Raw genomic sequence first — 17,521 nt, 5'->3', positions numbered from 1 at the left:
GGTTTCAGCAGTAAATGATCTGGTCGGTGGATGAGGGCAGTACTACCACCGGCGCGAAACCTCCACCGGCGGTGCGGAAATTGGTCGTCTGGCCCGAGTAGGTGCGTGCGGCCAGCAGCTGGATGCGGCCACGATAGGCGTAGGCCCGCACGTCGAGCTTCAGCCGTGCCGCCTCGCTGCCGACCCGCACCATCCGCTCGCTCGGCGCGACGAGGGCCTGGGCCACGAAGCCGCCTGCGGTGATCTCGCCCCAGACCCGGCGCGTCAGCTTCTCGCCGCGATACGCCGCTTTGGAGCCGTAACCGCCGTCAGGCTTGAAGAAAAGCTGCCGGCGTTGTGCCCACAAGGCGTCGGCGTTTTCGGCTGTCACGGGCTGGGTGTGCGGGACCACTTGGCGCAGCAGCTCCCTATCTTCAATCGAGGCGCCGCAGGACGCCATCAGCGCGTCGTCGCTGAGCGCTACGAGGTTGCGTTTGTCTGCATGCAGGGCGTGAGCGCGCGGATGGGGCGTGACGACCGTGGCGCCGGCGGTATAGGCCAGGCGCAGCAGGGCGTGGCCGGGTTGCGACAGATCGAAGTCGGTGAGCCGGTTATAGACAAGATCCACGGGCGTGCCGGGCGGCAGGGTGGGGTGCCAGAGGGCGCCATTGCGCCACTGAAGTTCCAGGGGGTCGGCGATGAGGGCGTGGATGCCATGGGCGAGAAACAGCTGGCGAGCCATTTCGAACTCGGGCGCCAGGTATTGCAGGCCGGGCGCGTCATCGGTAATGACGACCGTGCGCAGAACGGCGTCGCCCCGCTGGGCACGCCACTCGGCACGGAACATGTCGAGGAACACCTGATCCAGTTGGCCCAGATCGGTGGCACCGCCGAACATGGGGTCCAGTGGTTCGCAGCACGCGCGATGGGCCCGGGCGGCAGCTGCATGCAACAGGGCGCCGCCCGCGTTGGTATTGATTTCGATGAGGCGCGGCCCGTCTTCGCCAAGGTGGAAGTCGTAGCCCATGAAAACGCCTTGCGGCCCGAACGCATGCGAAGCGATGGCCGGCGCCCGGTCCAGCGCCAGGGCTTGGTAGCCGGCTAGTTCACTGACGCGGTGCAAGGCGGATACGCTGCGTTCCATCGCCTGCAAATCGCGCGACGACATAAACACCGGTGAGGCCGAGAACAGGTGCGGGTGGCTGGCCTCCAGTGTCCCGGCCAGGCCTTGCAGCAGTTGCGGCTGCAGGGTGCTGCACAGACATCCCAGGTTCAGCGAGTCGGCCATGTTCATGGAAGCGCTCCGTCAGCAGTTGGTGCAAGGAGCTTTGACCTCGCAGGCCCCGCCCCCGCAGCAATGCTCGGTGAGATAAGCCAGCAGGGCATTCATGTGGACGAAGCTGGCGCGATAAATGAGGTTGCGCCCGCGCGGCTCGCTGCCAGCCAAGCCCGCGTTCGACAGTTCTTTCAAGTGGAACGACAGCGCGCTGGGCGCTATGCCGAGTTGCTCCGCCATCGCGCCCGGCGTCAGGCCTTGCGGCCCGGCAATCACCAGGGCGCGAAAGGCACGCAACCGCTGGGCCTGCGCCAGGGCGGCCAGTGCCTTGACTGCTGCGCCTTCGTCGATGAGCTCGGTTGTCGATTTCATAATTCAATGATAGTTGAATTATTGAATCGAATCAAGAACCACCACTGCTATCAGTTTTGTAGCTCCAAGGCTCGGACTGCAGCCGCGCGCCCGCGGCCGTGTCACCAAACTGCCTTGAAACTGCCACAAACGCGTCACCGCGGCCCTCCACACTGACTCCCATCGACTGACCTGAGGAGCCAGACATGAACGAACTGCCCAACCCCACGATGCCGCTGTCGCCGGTGTCTTTGCCACGGGGGTCACTTCACCGACCTGATCAAGTCGTCGCTGCGCCGGGGCGCGGCATTTTGGTTTCGTGGGCCCAGCATCAGGACGAAGTCCGTCAAGCGCAGCGCCTGAGGCACCAGGTCTTCGCCGGGGAAATGGGGGCCCGGCTCGACACCTGGCTGCCCGGCCACGACATCGACTTGTTCGACGACTACTGCGAGCACCTGCTGGTCCGCGACGAGGCGAGCCAGGAGGTGATCGGCACTTACCGCGTACTGACCCCGGCCCAGGCCCTGCGGGTCGGCAGCACCTATAGCGACACCGAGTTCGACCTGACCCGCCTGCGCAGCCTGCGCGAGCGCATGGTCGAACTGGGCCGCAGCTGCGTGCACCCGGCGCACCGCCATGGCGGCGTCATCCTCGCCTTGTGGGGCGCGCTGGCCGAGTTCATGACCCGCAACCAGCTCGACACCATGATCGGCTGCGCGAGCATCCCGATGCTGCACAACGGCATCGCCAGCGGCCATGCGGCAGCCAGCATCTGGAACCAGGTGAAGCAGACACACCTGGCGCCCATCGAATACCAGGTGCGCCCGCGCCTGCCGCTGCCGGTCGAAGAGCTCGACGGCACGCTCGAAGTGGAGCCGCCGGCATTGATCAAAGGCTACCTGCGCCTGGGCGCGAAGGTCCTCGGCCCCCCGGCCTGGGACCCAGACTTCAACAGCGCGGACCTGCCGATGCTGATGCGAATCCAGGACCTGCCGCCCCGGTATCGCAAGCACTTCCTTGGCGCATGAGGCCGGGTGGCACGAATGGGATTCTCTGAGATGCGCACCACCTTCGACGCCCTGGGACCCTTTCTTTCCGGAGTGGCTGGGCCGGCGTCGAGCGATCTCGAAGAGGACGTATTACCCCGCCGCTACCGTGCCATCTTCATCTCCGACCTGCATCTGGGCACGCCTGGATGCCAGGCCACCGCGCTGCTCGACTTCCTCAAGTCCCATCCCAGCGACTACCTGTACCTGGTCGGCGATATCGTCGACGGCTGGCAGCTGCGCCGTCGCTGGTATTGGCCGCAGGCGCACAACGACGTGGTGCAAAAGCTCCTGCGCGGCGCGCGCAAGGGCTGCCGCGTGATCTACGTGCCGGGCAACCACGACGAATTCGCGCGCCAGTTCGTGAACCACCAGTTCGGCGGCATCGAGGTGCTGGAAGAGGCGGTGCACGTGACCGCCGACGGCAGGCAGCTCTGGGTCATCCACGGCGATTATTTCGACGCTGTCGTGCAATGCGCGAAGTGGCTGGCCTATCTGGGCGACAACCTGTACGAGTTCACGCTCAAGCTCAATCGGCACCTCAACCGCTTGCGTGGGCGCCTGGGCCTGCCGTATTGGTCGCTCTCGGCGTACCTGAAGCAGAAGGTCAAGAAGGCTCTCAACTACGTTTCGCAGTTCGAGGTAGCGGTGGCCCGCGAAGCACGGCGCCGCGGCTATCAAGGCGTAGTGTGCGGCCATATCCACCGCGCCGAGATGCGCGACATCGACGGCATCCTGTACTGCAACGACGGCGACTGGGTGGAAAGCCGCACTGCGCTGGTGGAGCACTACGACGGCAGCTTGCAGCTGGTGCATTGGACGCCATCCCATGAGACCGGCGGCCTGGGTCACAGCATGCCAGCCATGCAGGAGCACACATGAAGATCGCATTGGTGACGGACGCCTGGCAACCCCAGGTCAATGGCGTCGTCACGACGCTGGTGGAACTGGTCAAGGAATTGACGCTGGCCGGGCACAGCGTGCGGGTGATCGAGCCCGGGCAATTCCCGACGCGGCCTTGCCCCGGCTATGCGGGAATCGACCTCGCGATTTCGCCCAAGCGGCTGCTGACCGAGAAGCTCGATGCGTTCGAGCCGGACGCCATCCATCTGGCCACCGAAGGCCCGCTCGGCTGGGCCGGGCGTGCCTACTGCCTCAAGCGCAAGCTGGCTTTCACCACGGCCTTTCACACCAAGTTCCCGGAGATCGTCAATGCGGCGGTGAAGGTGCCGGTGTCCTGGGGCTATGCACTGTTCAGGCATTTCCACCGGCCCTCTTCGGGGGTCATGGTCCCCACCCACAGCGTGCTGCGGATGCTGGAAGCCCGGGGATTTCGCAATCTTCGGGCCTGGACCCACGGGGTGGATACCAGCCTGTTCGAGTTCCAGCCTCAGCCACAGGCGTGCGCGGGGATGGAATCGCTGGCGCGGCCGATCGCGCTCTTTGTCGGGCGGGTCTCGTACGAGAAGAACATCGAGGCCTTCCTGAACATGGACTTCCCCGGAAGCAAGGTGGTCTGCGGCGTCGGCCCGGTCGAGGCGCAGCTCAAGCGGCGCCATCCCCAGGTACGCTGGCTCGGCCTGTTGCCGCGCACCGAATTGGCCAAGGTCTACGCAGCGGCCGACCTCTTCGTATTCCCCAGCCATGCCGACACCTTCGGCCTGGTCATGGTGGAAGCCATGGCCACCGGAACACCTGTGGCAGCCTATCCGGTGGACGGACCGCTGGAGGTGCTGGGCCGGCGCGATGCGCAAGGCCGCAGCCTCGGTGGCGCCATGCACGAGGACCTGCAGCAGGCTTGCTTTTCCGCGATCTCCGTGTCCCGGCACGAAGCCAGGGCGCGCGCGCTCGATTTCAGCTGGCCGCATGCCACCGCGCTGTTCACCAGCTTCCTGGTTCCCGCGCGCCAGCATTCGCTCCTGGACGCGACGCAAGCTGCGGCGGTATCCTCTGCCTCATCGACTTCATGAACGCAGTTGTCATTCCGTTCTCCAACGGCGTTGCCGAGGCTGCCTTGGCGGCCCCGGACGTTCCGTTCCTGGATCGGGACCACAGCATCCTGGCTTTCAACGAACGGGTGCTCGACTGGGCGCACCGCGCCGACGTGCCGCTGCTGGAGCGCTTGCGCTACCTGTGTATCGTTTCCTCCAATCTGGATGAGTTCTTCGAGGTGCGCGCGAACCCGCACCTCACGGCGCTGCAGAACGGCGACCACAAGGGCGAATACACGATCCAATCGTTCGAGGCGTTGGCGGCGGCCGCGCACAAGTTGGTGGACGCGCAGTACGCGCTTTACAACGACGAGCTGATGCCTGCCTTCGCCCGTGAAGGCATAGAAGTCGTCTCGCACGGCGACCGCAACGCGGCGCAGAAGCAATGGGTGCACGAGTACTTCGAGCGCGAGGTCCGGCCGCTGCTCATTCCCGTGGGGCTGGATCCTGCCCATCCGTTCCCGCAGGTCGCAAATAAATCGCTGAACTTCATCGTTCGCCTGGGCGGCAAGGACGCCTTCGGCCGCGAGAACGAGATTGCCATCGTCAAGGTGCCGCGCGTGCTGCCGCGGCTGATCCGCATGCCGTCGAAGGTCGCGAGCAAGAAGGCGCTGTTCGTTTCGCTGTCCAGCGTGATCCGCGCCCACCTCGAGCATCTTTTCCCCGGGCGCGAGGTGGGGCAGTTCTCGCAGTTCCGCGTCACGCGTCACTCCGACCTGGCCGTGGACGAAGACGACGTGCGTGACCTGCGCACGGCGCTGCGCCTGGGCCTGCAACACCGGCACTACGGCCAGGCCGTGCGGCTGGAAGTTGCGGCCGGCTGCTCGGACTACCTGGCGAGCTTCCTGCTGCAGCAGTTCCGGCTGCCCGAGCAGGCGCTCTACCGCGTACACGGCCCGGTGAACCTGGTTCGCCTGGTGCAGCTGATCGATCTCGTGGATCCGCCGCGTTTGCTGTTCCCTCCGTACAAGCCGTCCTTCCCGGCGCAACTGGCGCCGGGGCGTTCCTTCTTCGACCAGATGAAGCGCAGGGATATCCTGATCCACCAGCCCTTCGAGAGCTTCGAAGGAGGGGTGCTGGGGTTCTTGCGTGAGGCGGTGCAAGACCCCAAGGTGCTGGCGATCAAGCAGACCATCTACCGCACCGGCGCCGAGTCGGAGCTGATGGATCTGCTGCGCGAAGCGGTGCGGCGCGGCAAGGAAGTATCCGCCGTGGTCGAGCTCAAGGCCCGCTTCGACGAGGAGGCCAATATCAACTGGGCAGAAAGCCTGGAAGCGATAGGGGCCCAGGTGGTGTACGGCGTGGTGGGTCTGAAGACCCACGCCAAGATGCTGCTGGTGACGCGCCGCGAAGGCAAGCAACTCACCCGCTATGCCCACCTGTCCACCGGCAACTACAACCCGCGCACGGCCAAGCTCTACACCGACTTGAGCCTGCTCACCGCCGACCCGACGATGACGGCGGACATCGAGAACGTCTTTTTCCATCTGGCGAGCCACAGCAGGCTGCCGCGATTGCACCACCTCTGGCTGGCACCGTTCCATCTGCACCGCAAGTTGATCGATCGCATCGATGCGCTGGGTGAAGCGGCCGCGCAGAAGCGCGAGGCCCGCATCGTCGTGAAAATGAACGCGCTGACCGACAGGCCCTTGATGCAGGCGCTGGTTCGCGCCGGTCAGCGGGGCGTCAAGATCGACCTCCTTGTCCGCGGGGCCTGCATGCTGCCGGCCCGGTTGCCCGGGGTGACGGACAACATCAAGGTGCGGTCGGTGATCGGGCGCTTCCTGGAGCATTCACGGGTGTTCTACTTCCGGCTGGACGGCGAGGAGCAGCTTTACCTGTCCAGCGCGGACTGGATGAACCGCAACATGCTGCGGCGGGTCGAACTGGCCTGGCCCGTAACGGATGCCCGTCTGCGCCAGCGGATCGTGGACGAATGCCTGGTGGCCTACCTGGAAGACGACCGCGACGCCTGGGACCTGATGCCCGACGGGCACTACAAGCGCGTCAAGGGCGCAGGCGAGCCCAAGGGCCACGGAGCGCAGGCGGCCCTGATGGCGCGCTATGCCGCGCCCGACGGTCAAGGACAGGAGTGAACATGGATCTGATCCTGTGGCGTCACGCGGACGCCCTAGACGAGGATGAGAGCGGCGATGACCTGAAGCGCGCCCTGAGTTCGCGCGGCGAGAAGCAGGCGGCCCGCGTGGCGGCCTGGCTGGACCGGCATCTTCCGGAAGGCACGCGCATCCTGTGCAGCCCCGCCTTGCGCTGTGAGCAAACCGTCCTGCCGCTGGGCCGCAAGTACAAACTGCGCGAAGAACTGGCGCCCGATCAGGACTGTTCGCTGCTGCTGGAAGCGGCCGGATGGCCGGACGCCCGTCAGCCCACCTTGGTCGTCGGCCATCAGCCCGGACTCGGCCAAGCCGTCGCTCGCCTGCTCGGCTTGAAGCACGACAGCTGCCCGGTACGCAAGGGTGCAGTGTGGTGGCTGCGCACGCGCGAGCGCGACGGCCACCAGCAGACGGTGGTGGTCGCCGTTCAGTCCCCCGACGCACTCTAGGGCCCGTTACCGATGTATGCCGGCGAGCGTTTCAACGGCTACAGCCATTTGCTGGGCCTGCTGTTGGCCGTGCTGGGCACAGTGCTCCTGCTCGACAAGACGCTGGGCAGCCACGACATCGCCAAGGCTGCAGCGGCCGTGGTGTTCTCGCTCTCGATGCTGGCGCTGTACGGGGCGTCCACCCTGTTCCACAGCACGCGGGGGGTCGCCAAGCGGTTCTGGCAGCGCGCCGACCACTGCGCCATCTACCTGTTGATTGCCGGCACCTATACGCCGCTGGCGCTCGTCACCCTGGAAGGTGCGGTGGGCTGGAGTTTGCTCGGCGGCGTGTGGCTGGCCGCCATCGCCGGTATCGTGCGGGAACTGCGTGCGGGGCAGGGCGCGCCGCCCTCAGTTGCCGTGTACGTGGGCATGGGTTGGCTGGGGTTGCTCGCGGTTGTTCCGCTGGCGACGCGCATCGACGCAGGCGGCCTTGCATGGTTGCTGGCTGGGGCCATGTTCTACACCGCGGGGACCATCTTCTATCGCAACCCTCGCGGCATTCGCCATGCTCATGGCACCTGGCACCTTTTCGTGCTGGGCGGGACGGTGAGCCACTACGTCGCCATCAGCGGCTTCATCCTGTAATACTCAGGCAGCCAGCCGGTGCGCGACGGCAGCGACCCAGATGCCACCCGCCAGTAACAGGCTCAGCAGCACCGCTGCGCTGCCCATGTCCTTGGCGCGCTTCGAAAGGTCGTGCCATTCGGGCCCGATGCGGTCGATGGCCGTTTCGATGCAGGTGTTGAGCAGCTCGACGATCATGACCAGCAGCACCGAGCCGGCCAGGAGGGCCGTTTCCACCCAGCTTCGCCCCAGCCAGAAGGCCAGCGGCAGCAAAACCATCGCGACGATGGCCTCCTGCCTGAATGCAGTTTCACTCCAGCCGGCCCGCAGCCCGGCCAGCGAATAGCCGGTCGCATGCCAGATACGGCTGAAGCCGGTGCGCAGCTTCTGGGGATTGGCTTCGGGTAGCGCTTCGGGAGGCGTAGACATGCCCGGATTGTCGCCGACAATGATGACGGCAAAAGGAGCAGCAATGGCGGAGTTCGAGATCAAGCTGGAGGTGCCCCGCAAGAGGGCTCCGGCGGTCCGCGCCGCATTGAAGGAGGGGCCGGTGCGGACGCAGCAACTCCGCGCGATCTATCTCGACACGGACGACGAGGTTCTGCGGCGCCATCAACTCGTTTTGCGGCTGCGAAAGGAAGACGACCAGTGGGTGCAGGCCCTCAAGGGAGTGGGCGACAAGCTGCTGGAGCGCCTGGAGCACGAGGTTCCCGTGCCGTGGCCCGCAGATGAAGAGGCTGCGCCGTCCGTCGACCTGGGGCGGCACGAGGGGACTCCTGTTGGGCGCCTCCTCATGCGGGCGCTGAAGGGGTCGCGCGCGCAGGATTTGTTGCCGCGTTTCGAAACGACCGTGCAACGGCTGATACGCGTGCAGGAGGTGGGCGCGTCGCAGGTGGAGATCGCGTTCGACCAGGGCCGGATCACAGCGGGCGGGCGTTCGCGCGAACTCTGCGAGGTCGAGTTCGAACTGAAGGAAGGCGAGGCAGCCGCTGCCGTTGAAGTGGCGCGCGCGTGGTGCGCCCGGCACGGCCTGTGGCTGGGAACGGTGAGCAAGGCGGAGAAGGGGATGCGGCTGGCCAGTGGCAGCGCCTTCGGGCCCGCCGTCAACGCACGCGCTGTCGATATTCCAAAGCAGGCGGACACCCGCGATGTCGCTGGGAAGGTGTTCGATAGCTGCCTGGAGCAGGTGTTGGGCAATGCCAGCGAGATTGCCGCAGGCAGCAAAGATGAAGAGCATATCCACCAGCTGCGGGTAGGCATCCGGCGGTGGCGCACGGCATCGCGCGAGCTTGGTAGTGCCCTCAAGGTGGACCTGGGCGCGCAATGGGAGGATTCGCTGGTTCACGTTTTCAGGGAGCTCGGCCGTCATCGGGATCACCACTACGTCGCCGGCAGCCTCGAGCCCCTGATTGAACAGGCCGGCGGTCCCATCGTCGATCTCCGGCAGCTGGGGGACGATGTTCCCGATCCGGGCGCCGTGGTTCGGTCCCCCGCATTCCAGGACGCGCTGTTAGGGTTGTTAGGGCTGGCGCACGGCGATCCCTTGCCGGGCGCCGACAAAGGCGGGCGAAAGGCCAGGAAGCTGCTGCGCCGGGGCCTCGACAAGCTGTATTCGCAATGCGTGCGCGACGGCCGCAAGTTCGCGAAGCTCGACACCGCTCGGCAGCACCGCGTGCGCAAGCGCCTCAAGCGGCTGCGTTACCTGGTCGAGTTCCTGGCGCCGCTGTTCGGCAGGCACGACACTGAAGTGTTTGTTGCCAGGCTCAAGCCGGTGCAGGACGCCTTGGGGCGCTACAACGACGAGCTGATGGCCCTTGAGCTATACCGTGGCATGACGGCGAACGATCCGAACGCCTGGTTCGGCGTGGGCTGGCTCAGCGCCCGTACGGAACCGAACGCCGCGTCTTGCCAGAAAACCATGCGCGCCTTCGCCAGGACGCGCCCGTTCTGGAACTGAAAAGGCAGCCCGTCGGAAGTCCTCAGGTCTTGGCCGGACGGCCGGTCTTGAGTGCGGGCACGGCGCCCAGCGCGGCGACGAAAGCCGTGTCATTCATGCCGGCGAGCGCCTTCAGCCCGGCGCGCAGCACCTCGCTCTTCTTGACCGGCCGGCCCAGCGCGGCGGCGCGGTCCTTGGAGTCTTGCAGCACCTTGTATTCGAGCTTGGGAATGGTGAAGCTGTCGCGCACCAGCTTGGGCTTCTTCGGCTTTTCGGCCTTGGGCGCCGCTGCGGCCGGCTTGGCCTTCACGGTGGGCGCGGCCTTCTTGGCGGGCGCAGCCTTGCGGGCCGGCGCCGCGGGCTTCGCGACTTTCTTTTTTGCAGTTGCCATTTTTAGATTCTCTGAGTAAACGGTATATATAGTTTATACCGTTTCAGTCCAATGCCAATGCCAAGGCCCAGGAGGTTTTCTGCCAGGCTGCAACCTCTTCGCGCAGCAAGTGGGCCGATTGCGGATAAGCCCTGGCCCACTCCGGACGCAGTGACAGCGCGATCTTGCGGCCCGCCACGCGCAACTGCAGGCCCTTCAGGTCGGGATCGCGGCGCGCATGACACAGGATCACGCCCAGTCGCAGGCACAACAGCTGATGCACGAGCAGTTCGTCTTCCAGGTCCGCCTCGAGCTTGCGCAACTTGCCACGGTGTCCCAGCACCAAGAGGCCGAGGCGATGCAGCTCGGGCACGGCAAAGCCGAGCGCATCCGTCTGGTCCAGGATGTAGGCGCCGTGCTTGTGGTAGTCGGCGTGCGAGATCAGGCTGCCGATCTCGTGCAACTGTGCGGCCCAGCCCAGCTTGCGCTCGTGACGCGCCAAGTCCGCGGCACTATCGCCGGCACGCAGCTGTCGCAGCAGCGAACAGGCGACACGGCCGACGCGCTGGGCTTGCACGGGATCGGCCTCGAACTTGGCGGCGAGCCGCTGCACGGTGGTAGAGCGGATGTCGGTTTCGCCATGCTCGCGATCCAGCAGGTCGTACAACACGCCATGACGCAGCGCACCCTGGGCCGCCTGCATCTGGTCGATCTCCAGCAGGTCGAACACGGCGCGCAGCACGCTGACCCCACCGCCGATGACAGGGCGCCGATCTTCCTTCAGGCCGTCCATGCGCACCTTGTCCGCGCTGCGGGCTGCCAGGAGTTGGTCGCGCAGCCAATCGAGGCCTTCGCGGGTGATGGTGCCGGGGGTCCAGCCGGCGGCGCCCAGTATGTCGCCCACCGCGCCTATGGTTCCTGATGAGCCATAGGCCACGTCCCAGGCGTCGCGGTGATAGGCGCTGAGCGCCTCCTCAAGGAAGGCTTGCGCAGCGACCTCGGCCGCTTCGAACGCGGCTGCGGTGAACTGGCCCTGGGGAAAGTATTTCATGGACCAGGCGACACTGCCGACCCGGTAGCTTTCCACCACCTTGGCGTTGAACTGCTGACCCAGGATCAGCTCGGTCGACCGGCCTCCGATGTCCACCACCAACCGGCGCTCGTCGGACTGCGGCAGCAGGTGGGCCACGCCCTGGTAGATCAGGCGCGCTTCCTCGCGGCCGGAGATCACGTCGATGGGGAACCCCAGCACCTGATGAGCGCGCCGCAGGAACTCATCGCGGTTGCGCGCTTCGCGCAGCGTCTGCGTAGCCACCGCCCGCACCTGGGCCTTTTTGAAGCCGGCCAGCCGTTCGGCGAAGCGGGCAAGGCAGTCCCAGCCGCGCGCCATCGCTTCGGGGGTGAGATTGCGCGCTTCGTCCAGTCCGTTGCCCTGCCGGACGGTTTCCTTGATGTACTCGGTGCGGCGGATCTGGCCATGGTCGAGCCGGCCGATCTCCAGGCGAAAACTGTTGGAGCCGAGGTCGACGGCGGCGAGAAGTGTTCCGGTATTCATGCGCGGATCAGCATAGCACCGGCTTCGATCCGGGATTGCATCGGACCCTACGCAGGGTCTTGACTGCCTCGGCATTCGTGCATGAAATGGAGGGGCTCTATGACCCATCAGGCATCAAGACTCCACCCTTAACTCGGAAGGCAGTATGCAGACGCGATTGACAAAGACGCTCGGCATCCAGTGTCCGATCATTTCCGCGCCCATGGGCCTGGTGGCGGGGGGCAAGCTGGCAGCCGCCGTGTCGGAGGCGGGTGGGCTCGGCCTCATCGGCGGCGGCTATGGGGACGCCGAGTGGCTCACGCGCGAGTTCTCGGCAGCCGCAGGTGCCCGCGTGGGCTGCGGATTCATCACGTGGTCACTGGCGAGGAAGCCGCACCTGCTCGAACTGGTACTTGCAAATGCCCCCGTGGGAGTGATGCTCTCTTTCGGCGAAATCGCACCATTCGCCCAGCGGATAAAGGCAGCCGGCGCGGCCCTGATATGCCAGGTGCAGACGCTCGCCTTGGCACGCGAGGCGGTGTCGAATGGCGCCGATGTGATCGTGGCCCAAGGCGCGGAGGCGGGTGGTCACGGGCTTGAACGCTCAACATTCACACTGGTCCCGGAGATCGCCGACTATCTCGCGGGCGCGGCCCCAAGTACGGTGCTTGTGGCGGCCGGCGGCATCGCGGACGGGCGCGGTCTTGCGGCAGCCATGATGCTTGGCGCCGACGGCGTGCTGGTGGGATCGCGTTTCTGGGCCAGCGCCGAAGCGCTCGTCCCGCCGGCCTTTCATGCGGCTGCCATCACGGCCGAGGGTGATGCGACGATCCGCACCACGGTCGTCGATATCGCTCGCCGGTTCGATTGGCCGCAGCCATTCACCGCGCGCGTACTGAAGACACGCTTCGCCATGGAATGGCATGGGCGGGAGAAGGAACTTGCGGAACCTGCCACGAACGAGCGTGAAGAGGCCCGCTTCTGGAAAGCCTACCGGGCGGGCGACGTTGACAACACGTGCGTGTTCGCCGGTGAGGCAGTGGGACTGATCCGCGATGTTGCGCCTGCGGGCGAGATTCTTCGCCGCATGGTGCGCGAGGCCGAAGAACTGCTCGGCAATGCAAACGGGCTGGAACGTTAAGTGGGTCTGAGCTATCCTTGGTCGCAGGAGTGATGGCCACTTCAAGGGGAACGTGTGATGTCCTCCAACCCATCGATGCCGACAAGTCAGCGTGTTGTGCAAGTCTGCTTGTTCCTTGTCGCTGCAATCGCAGTATTCGGCGGCATGCTGCAGATGTACCTGGGACAGCCGGAGACCTCGCCGCGACTCGATAATGTCCACCGATTCATGGCTGGTGTCTACCTTTCCACTGGTCTCATAAGCTGCTGGGCGGCCATTACCATTCGCCAACAAGGAACGTTGGTGTATCTCCTTGCGCTCGGGGTCCTCTTCGCAGGAATCGGCAGGCTCGTGTCCATCAGCCAAGTCGGGCTCCCCGAGCCGGCGGCCGTATGGCTCGGCTACCTCATCCCAGAACTGCTGTTGCCATTCGTGATCGTCGCGGCACATGTAGCCACCACCCGCAACGCGTCGAGTGTCAAACAGAAGGCGCGAACCCTATGACTTCCGAAGCTCTTCTCGGCATCATCCTTGGATCCTCGCTTGGCGTCCTCGGCGGGGTTGTTGGCACGTATTTCTCCATCAAGAACACAAATGGCCCCAGGGAGCGAGCCTTCATGGTCCGCTTCTCGGTCATCAGCTGGCTTGCCGTTTCATTGTTCATCCTGGGGCTGCTGATCCTTCCCCGGCCGTACAACTGGTTGTTGTGGATTCCGTATGCGGTCGTGCTTCCGATGGCAATTCTCAGAGGCAACAAGAAGCAGCTTGAGATTCGCCGCGAGGAAAGCCATGGATAAGAAACAGAGCAACCATCCAGCAGAGCAAGACCAGGTGGTGCCCTATGTCCAGCCGGACAAGGACGCCCGCTAGTGACGGAGGTCCTCGATGCCTGACACTGTAGAGCCGCTGATTCTGGATCTGCTCGAATGGATCGGCCCGCATCCGCGCCCATACGCCGAAGTCTTGGAGGCCTGGCGTACTTCCTGTCCGCGTCTGCCGGTTTGGGAAGAAGCCAATGAACGCGGCTTCATCGACCATATTCACGAGCCAGGGCAAGCTGCGCTCGTAGCAGTCAGTCCCCTGGGCTTGGTACAACTCGAGGCGCGGCGCGCGGCCCAGTGACCCGCGGAAGATAGTGTCCCGCTGGCGACGAAATCGGGCGCACAAGCCGTGACGCCATGGCCGGCACCAGTACCATGGTCGGTGAACACAGGGGTACTGCAGCAATGTCGGGGATCATCAGAAATCTGCTCACGCTCATTCAGGCCCTTTTCGCGGCCAAGGCCGACCCGCATTCGCGCGTCACATCGCATTTTCGGGTGACGCCCATGGACTGCGGCACCAGGGTCCTCAAGAGCGACAAGTACTTTCAACTCGCCGAGGCGGCGCAACTGGACTTCCTGCTCAAGACCAGATTGTTCGGGAAGCTGCTTCGCGGTGGCGTGCACTTCGTCAACGCATCGCAACTCGTCAAGTTCGCCCGGCCCATCGGTGTGTTCCAGCGGGTCCGCGTGGAAACGGCGATCATCTACGCGGACGACAAGTGCGCGTATTTTTCCCACGCGATGTTCGTGGGGAGCCGGCAGCATGGCGAGGTGCTGGTCAAGATGAAGTTCAAGAAGGGGCCGGTCACTTGCCCGCCCCGTGAATTTATCGACACCCATTTCGCGACGAAGCCGCCCTACGTCCAGACCTGGGATGAGGCCCTCGAGGCCATGTAGCGGCTGCGCCAGCGCGTGTCCCAGTGGGCGCGTGTCATACGGAAGTCATCATGCCGCGGCACGATCGCCTGATCTAACTATGTGACCGCGCTATGAAAAAAACCTTGGGGATGGGAAAGTACCGGGATCTGCTGTTCGCGATCCTGCTTTTCATCATCCTGGACATCGGAATCCTGCTCTTTAATTTCTTTGCATCGACGCAGCTCGAACGCGATGCCAGCCGCATCAACTCCGCGGGCGAGCTGCGAATGCTCACCCAGCAGATCACCAAATCTTTGCTGACGCTGCAGATGGAGAAAGGCTCGCAGATGCCGATCCAGTCCAGCATGGCACAGCTCGGCCAAGGCCATGCCGGTTTCGTGAAGTCACTGGCAGCCATCAAAGGTTCGATGGGCCAGGACATCGAATTCACCGCCTTCGGCCTGAACCCGGATGACCTGCGCGAAGCCACGCGCAAGCTGGAGAAGGAGTGGGGTCCGCTGGACGAGGCGCTGCGGCCGGTGATCGTGGCCCTCGAGCCCGGCACGGAAGAAGTCGAAATCGCGGTCAACAAAGCCGTGGCGCGCAACATCCGGCTGATGGCCCTGTGCGACGACCTGGCCCGCGGCATCGAGTCCGCCGCCAATACCAAGACCTATCGCATGCGCCAGATCCAGGTGCTGGCGATCGTGCTGGCCCTGATCAACTTCGTCTATATCGTCTTCAAGTTCCTGCGCCGCCTGAACGCCAGCGACCAGGTGGCCGAATCCGCGCGCCGCGAGACCGAGGACATCCTCAACACCGTGACCGAGGGCTTGCTGCTGGTGCGTGCCGATGGCAAGCTGGGCGGCCAGTTCTCGGCATCGGTGCCCAAGCTGTTCATGCGCCCGGTGCGCCCCGGCGACGATTTCCGGTCCTTGCTGGATGGCATGCTTAGCCCCGATCGGGCGAGCGAGGCGCGCAGCTACCTCGACCTGATGTTCGACCCCAAGGTCAAGCCTGCGTTGCTCAGCCAGCTCGATCCGCTGCGTGACGTGGAAGTCACAGCGCCGGCGGGCAGCCGGGGAAGCCGGAAGTTTCTCAGCTTCCAGATGACGCAGGTGCGGGAAGAGGGCGTGGTGAAGGAACTGCTGGTGACGGTGTTCGACGTCACGCAGAAGGTGCTGCTGGAGCGCGAACTGGTGGCTACACAGGAGGCGGCCCGCAGCGACGTGGAAGACCTGATCCGCGTGCTGGAGCACGAGCCGGTGCTGCTGCAGGATTTCCTGGTGGGCGCGCGGGCGCGGCTCGCGGACCTGAACCAGGCCATGCGTGAAGTGGGCCGCAGGCCCCAGGCTTACCTGGAACTGGTACAGGAAGCGGCCAGGCTGGTCCACAGCATCAAGGGAGAAGGGGCGGCCCTCAGCCTGATGGCCGTTTCGCGCCAGGCGCACCTGATGGAAAACACGCTGGCACCGCTGCTGCGCCGTCCCGACCTGTCGGGCGAAGACCTGATCCCCGTGGTGCTGGAGCTCTCGCGGGTGCAGGAACAGGTGGAGCGCCTGTACCGCGTGTTCGAGCGCATGGGCAAGCTGGCCGGTACTGAGGCCATCGAGGGCCCGCGTGTCGTCGAGGCCATGATCGAGAACCTGCGCTCGCTGGCGCAGCGGGTCGCCGAGTCGCTCAGCAAGGAGGTCCGCCTGACCACCCATATCGCCGATGCGTCGATCCCGCAGGAGATCACCCACGTGCTGCGCGAAGCGCTGCCCCAGTTGATCCGCAATGCGGTGGTGCACGGGATCGAGATGCCGGCTGAGCGGGTGGGCTTCGGCAAGCCGGCCATGGGCGAGCTGCGGCTGGAAATCGGCCGGGGCCACGACGGCCGGCTGCAGGTCACGCTCAGCGACGACGGCCGTGGCATCGAGGTGCCGGCGGTGCGCCAACGGGTAGCGCAACTAAGGCCCGACGCCGCCAGCCTGACTGATTCGCAGCTGCTGGGCTTCATCTTCGACCAGAATTTCTCTACCGCCACCGAGGTCACCGAGCACGCCGGCCGTGGTGTAGGCCTGGCCTTGGTGCGGCAAATCGTGGAGAAAGCGGGCGCCAAGCTGCGCGTGATGACCCAGCCGCGCAGCTATACCCGGTTCATCCTGCAATTCGGGACGGCCGCATGACGGGGCGCAGATTGATGATCGTGGACGATTCGATGATCTTCCGCAACCGGATTGCCCGCCTGGCGACCGACGAGCGTCTGCAAGGCGTCAACGTGGTGGCCCTGGCGGCCGACGGCTTCCAGGCCGTGCAGCAGGCGCAAATACACAAACCCGACTTCGTCACCATGGACCTGACCATGCCCAGGATGGATGGGCCTGCCTGCCTGCAGGCCCTGCGCAAGGTAGTCCCCGATTCGCGGGTGCTGGTGGTCTCAGCCCTGAGCGACCGGGCCACGGCACTCAAGGCGCTGACGCGCGGCGCCCATGGCTTCCTGCTCAAGCCCTTTTCGGATGAGCAGCTGGTCGAGTCCTTGCGGGAGCTGATGGAATGAGCGCGGCACGACTCAAGGCCGAAGACATCAAGATCTTCTCCGATGCCGCCGGTTCGTTCTTTGAACAGACGACCAGGAAGCGGGCCTCGGTTCGCACCGCCTATTTATTAGATTCCCAAGACGTCGTGGTCTGGGACGACTACCAGGGGTTGATCGAGCTCGACGGCAAATACCAGGGCAGCGTCGCGTTCTCCGCCCCGCGCGGATTGCTCTCCCATGTGCTGCTGCTGATGGGAGAGAGCGACTATTCCGACGCCAGCCACCGCGACATCGTCGGCGAGATCGCCAACCAGATGTCCGGCTACGCGCGGCGGCATTTCGGCGAGAGCATGGAGATATCGCCGCCTAAGGTTCTGACCGGGCGTGCTGAACCGACGGGAAGGGCTGGCGCGGCCGTCCCGTTCGTCATCCCGATGGCTTGGGAGCGCTACGAGGCCCATCTGGTGGTGCGGATGCACTTCAAAGCCTGAGCGGCGCGTCACGCAACCGTCACAAAGCCTTCACGATTCTGTCATCGGGCCCGGCCAG

Annotated in this window: 20 protein-coding genes; 15 read left to right on the top strand and 5 right to left on the bottom strand. The window is 65.0% G+C overall.

The genetic code is table 11. The features are described from left to right. Nucleotides 1-4 precede the first annotated feature (4 nt). Nucleotides 5-1,273 (bottom strand): hypothetical protein, encoded by a 1,269-nt coding sequence (locus HNE04_RS02365; protein WP_172216379.1) that lies wholly within the window; start codon nt 1,271-1,273, stop codon nt 5-7. Between the two features lie 12 nt (nt 1,274-1,285). Further along, nucleotides 1,286-1,627: an ArsR/SmtB family transcription factor gene (locus tag HNE04_RS02360; protein ID WP_172216377.1), complete on the bottom strand. Its 342-nt coding sequence runs from the start codon at nt 1,625-1,627 to the stop codon at nt 1,286-1,288. A 185-nt stretch (nt 1,628-1,812) separates the two neighbouring features. Between HNE04_RS02360 and HNE04_RS02355 the strand changes: the two genes are divergently transcribed. The 6 genes from HNE04_RS02355 to trhA are packed head-to-tail and all read left to right on the top strand — an operon-like array spanning nt 1,813 to nt 7,830. Then, nucleotides 1,813-2,634: a GNAT family N-acetyltransferase gene (locus HNE04_RS02355; RefSeq protein ID WP_172216375.1), complete on the top strand. Its 822-nt coding sequence runs from the start codon at nt 1,813-1,815 to the stop codon at nt 2,632-2,634. A 15-nt stretch (nt 2,635-2,649) separates the two neighbouring features. Beyond that, on the top strand, nt 2,650-3,534 hold the full coding sequence (locus HNE04_RS02350) for a UDP-2,3-diacylglucosamine diphosphatase (RefSeq protein WP_407926580.1): 885 nt from the start codon (nt 2,650-2,652) through the stop codon (nt 3,532-3,534). Further along, nucleotides 3,531-4,622, top strand: coding sequence for a glycosyltransferase family 4 protein (locus HNE04_RS02345; protein ID WP_172216373.1), 1,092 nt, complete (start codon nt 3,531-3,533; stop codon nt 4,620-4,622). The genes HNE04_RS02350 and HNE04_RS02345 overlap by 4 nt, the downstream gene beginning before the upstream one ends. Further along, entirely contained in the window at nt 4,619-6,739 is a 2,121-nt protein-coding gene (gene ppk1, locus HNE04_RS02340; RefSeq protein WP_172216371.1) for a polyphosphate kinase 1, read from the top strand. The genes HNE04_RS02345 and ppk1 overlap by 4 nt, the downstream gene beginning before the upstream one ends. Before the next feature lie 2 nt (nt 6,740-6,741). Next, a complete protein-coding gene (locus HNE04_RS02335) occupies nt 6,742-7,203 on the top strand; it encodes a SixA phosphatase family protein (protein WP_172216369.1) in 462 nt (153 codons plus the stop codon). 12 nt (nt 7,204-7,215) lie between these two features. Continuing rightward, the gene (trhA, locus tag HNE04_RS02330) at nt 7,216-7,830 is read left to right on the top strand and encodes a PAQR family membrane homeostasis protein TrhA (protein ID WP_172216367.1); all 615 of its coding nucleotides are present in this window, start codon (nt 7,216-7,218) and stop codon (nt 7,828-7,830) included. A 3-nt stretch (nt 7,831-7,833) separates the two neighbouring features. Here trhA and HNE04_RS02325 read toward each other — a convergent pair whose 3' ends face one another. Beyond that, nucleotides 7,834-8,238: a diacylglycerol kinase gene (locus HNE04_RS02325; protein WP_172216365.1), complete on the bottom strand. Its 405-nt coding sequence runs from the start codon at nt 8,236-8,238 to the stop codon at nt 7,834-7,836. Between the two features lie 43 nt (nt 8,239-8,281). Here HNE04_RS02325 and HNE04_RS02320 point away from each other — a divergent pair, with 43 nt between their 5' ends. Then, the gene (locus HNE04_RS02320; protein ID WP_172216363.1) at nt 8,282-9,766 is read left to right on the top strand and encodes a CYTH and CHAD domain-containing protein; all 1,485 of its coding nucleotides are present in this window, start codon (nt 8,282-8,284) and stop codon (nt 9,764-9,766) included. Between the two features lie 22 nt (nt 9,767-9,788). Here the strand turns inward: HNE04_RS02320 and HNE04_RS02315 are convergent, their stop codons facing one another. Together HNE04_RS02315 and ppx are read right to left on the bottom strand one after the other, a co-directional pair. After that, on the bottom strand, nt 9,789-10,136 hold the full coding sequence (locus HNE04_RS02315) for a hypothetical protein (RefSeq protein WP_172216361.1): 348 nt from the start codon (nt 10,134-10,136) through the stop codon (nt 9,789-9,791). 43 nt (nt 10,137-10,179) lie between these two features. Beyond that, nucleotides 10,180-11,670 carry an exopolyphosphatase gene (gene ppx, locus HNE04_RS02310; RefSeq protein ID WP_172216359.1) on the bottom strand — a complete coding sequence of 497 codons (1,491 nt, stop codon included), beginning with the start codon at nt 11,668-11,670 and terminating at the stop codon, nt 10,180-10,182. A 145-nt stretch (nt 11,671-11,815) separates the two neighbouring features. Between ppx and HNE04_RS02305 the strand changes: the two genes are divergently transcribed. The 8 genes from HNE04_RS02305 to HNE04_RS02270 all read left to right on the top strand — a co-directional run bounded on the left by HNE04_RS02305 (nt 11,816) and on the right by HNE04_RS02270 (nt 17,463). Continuing rightward, nucleotides 11,816-12,790: a nitronate monooxygenase gene (locus HNE04_RS02305; RefSeq protein WP_172216357.1), complete on the top strand. Its 975-nt coding sequence runs from the start codon at nt 11,816-11,818 to the stop codon at nt 12,788-12,790. 57 nt (nt 12,791-12,847) lie between these two features. Further along, nucleotides 12,848-13,273 carry a DUF4345 domain-containing protein gene (locus tag HNE04_RS02300; RefSeq protein WP_172216355.1) on the top strand — a complete coding sequence of 142 codons (426 nt, stop codon included), beginning with the start codon at nt 12,848-12,850 and terminating at the stop codon, nt 13,271-13,273. After that, complete coding sequence (locus HNE04_RS02295; protein ID WP_172216353.1) at nt 13,270-13,566, top strand: hypothetical protein; 297 nt, start codon at nt 13,270-13,272, stop codon at nt 13,564-13,566. Before HNE04_RS02300 ends, HNE04_RS02295 begins: the two co-directional genes overlap by 4 nt. 88 nt (nt 13,567-13,654) lie before the next feature. Continuing rightward, nucleotides 13,655-13,891, top strand: coding sequence for a hypothetical protein (locus HNE04_RS02290; RefSeq protein WP_172216351.1), 237 nt, complete (start codon nt 13,655-13,657; stop codon nt 13,889-13,891). Nucleotides 13,892-13,995: 104 nt separating this feature from the next. Next, a complete protein-coding gene (locus tag HNE04_RS02285) occupies nt 13,996-14,490 on the top strand; it encodes a thioesterase family protein (RefSeq protein WP_172216350.1) in 495 nt (164 codons plus the stop codon). A gap of 92 nt (nt 14,491-14,582) precedes the next feature. Then, the gene (locus tag HNE04_RS02280; RefSeq protein WP_172216348.1) at nt 14,583-16,622 is read left to right on the top strand and encodes an ATP-binding protein; all 2,040 of its coding nucleotides are present in this window, start codon (nt 14,583-14,585) and stop codon (nt 16,620-16,622) included. Beyond that, entirely contained in the window at nt 16,619-16,993 is a 375-nt protein-coding gene (locus HNE04_RS02275) for a response regulator (RefSeq protein WP_172216346.1), read from the top strand. The genes HNE04_RS02280 and HNE04_RS02275 overlap by 4 nt, the downstream gene beginning before the upstream one ends. After that, a complete protein-coding gene (locus tag HNE04_RS02270) occupies nt 16,990-17,463 on the top strand; it encodes a chemotaxis protein CheX (protein ID WP_172216345.1) in 474 nt (157 codons plus the stop codon). Before HNE04_RS02275 ends, HNE04_RS02270 begins: the two co-directional genes overlap by 4 nt. Nucleotides 17,464-17,521 lie beyond the last annotated feature (58 nt).

It is taken from the genome of Caenimonas soli (assembly GCF_013155545.1).
In the GTDB taxonomy this organism is placed as follows: domain Bacteria; phylum Pseudomonadota; class Gammaproteobacteria; order Burkholderiales; family Burkholderiaceae_C; genus Ramlibacter; species Ramlibacter soli.
The sequence above is the reverse complement of the archived record's forward strand: the minus strand, read 5'-3'. Positions and strand labels throughout refer to the sequence as shown.

What these genes read in the sequence shown, in the direction of transcription:
- HNE04_RS02335 (WP_172216369.1), top strand. Translation starts at nt 6,742, where the DNA reads ATGGATCTGATCCTGTGGCGTCACGCGGACGCCCTAGACGAGGATGAG.
- HNE04_RS02305 (WP_172216357.1), top strand. Translation starts at nt 11,816, where the DNA reads ATGCAGACGCGATTGACAAAGACGCTCGGCATCCAGTGTCCGATCATT.
- HNE04_RS02345 (WP_172216373.1), top strand. Translation starts at nt 3,531, where the DNA reads ATGAAGATCGCATTGGTGACGGACGCCTGGCAACCCCAGGTCAATGGC.
- HNE04_RS02320 (WP_172216363.1), top strand. Translation starts at nt 8,282, where the DNA reads ATGGCGGAGTTCGAGATCAAGCTGGAGGTGCCCCGCAAGAGGGCTCCG.
- HNE04_RS02365 (WP_172216379.1), bottom strand. Translation starts at nt 1,273, where the DNA reads ATGAACATGGCCGACTCGCTGAACCTGGGATGTCTGTGCAGCACCCTG.
- trhA (WP_172216367.1), top strand. Translation starts at nt 7,216, where the DNA reads ATGTATGCCGGCGAGCGTTTCAACGGCTACAGCCATTTGCTGGGCCTG.
- HNE04_RS02285 (WP_172216350.1), top strand. Translation starts at nt 13,996, where the DNA reads ATGTCGGGGATCATCAGAAATCTGCTCACGCTCATTCAGGCCCTTTTC.
- HNE04_RS02350 (WP_407926580.1), top strand. Translation starts at nt 2,650, where the DNA reads ATGGGATTCTCTGAGATGCGCACCACCTTCGACGCCCTGGGACCCTTT.
- HNE04_RS02315 (WP_172216361.1), bottom strand. Translation starts at nt 10,136, where the DNA reads ATGGCAACTGCAAAAAAGAAAGTCGCGAAGCCCGCGGCGCCGGCCCGC.
- HNE04_RS02290 (WP_172216351.1), top strand. Translation starts at nt 13,655, where the DNA reads ATGCCTGACACTGTAGAGCCGCTGATTCTGGATCTGCTCGAATGGATC.
- HNE04_RS02355 (WP_172216375.1), top strand. Translation starts at nt 1,813, where the DNA reads ATGAACGAACTGCCCAACCCCACGATGCCGCTGTCGCCGGTGTCTTTG.
- HNE04_RS02360 (WP_172216377.1), bottom strand. Translation starts at nt 1,627, where the DNA reads ATGAAATCGACAACCGAGCTCATCGACGAAGGCGCAGCAGTCAAGGCA.
- HNE04_RS02300 (WP_172216355.1), top strand. Translation starts at nt 12,848, where the DNA reads ATGTCCTCCAACCCATCGATGCCGACAAGTCAGCGTGTTGTGCAAGTC.
- ppx (WP_172216359.1), bottom strand. Translation starts at nt 11,670, where the DNA reads ATGAATACCGGAACACTTCTCGCCGCCGTCGACCTCGGCTCCAACAGT.
- HNE04_RS02275 (WP_172216346.1), top strand. Translation starts at nt 16,619, where the DNA reads ATGACGGGGCGCAGATTGATGATCGTGGACGATTCGATGATCTTCCGC.
- HNE04_RS02295 (WP_172216353.1), top strand. Translation starts at nt 13,270, where the DNA reads ATGACTTCCGAAGCTCTTCTCGGCATCATCCTTGGATCCTCGCTTGGC.
- HNE04_RS02280 (WP_172216348.1), top strand. Translation starts at nt 14,583, where the DNA reads ATGAAAAAAACCTTGGGGATGGGAAAGTACCGGGATCTGCTGTTCGCG.
- HNE04_RS02270 (WP_172216345.1), top strand. Translation starts at nt 16,990, where the DNA reads ATGAGCGCGGCACGACTCAAGGCCGAAGACATCAAGATCTTCTCCGAT.
- HNE04_RS02325 (WP_172216365.1), bottom strand. Translation starts at nt 8,238, where the DNA reads ATGTCTACGCCTCCCGAAGCGCTACCCGAAGCCAATCCCCAGAAGCTG.
- ppk1 (WP_172216371.1), top strand. Translation starts at nt 4,619, where the DNA reads ATGAACGCAGTTGTCATTCCGTTCTCCAACGGCGTTGCCGAGGCTGCC.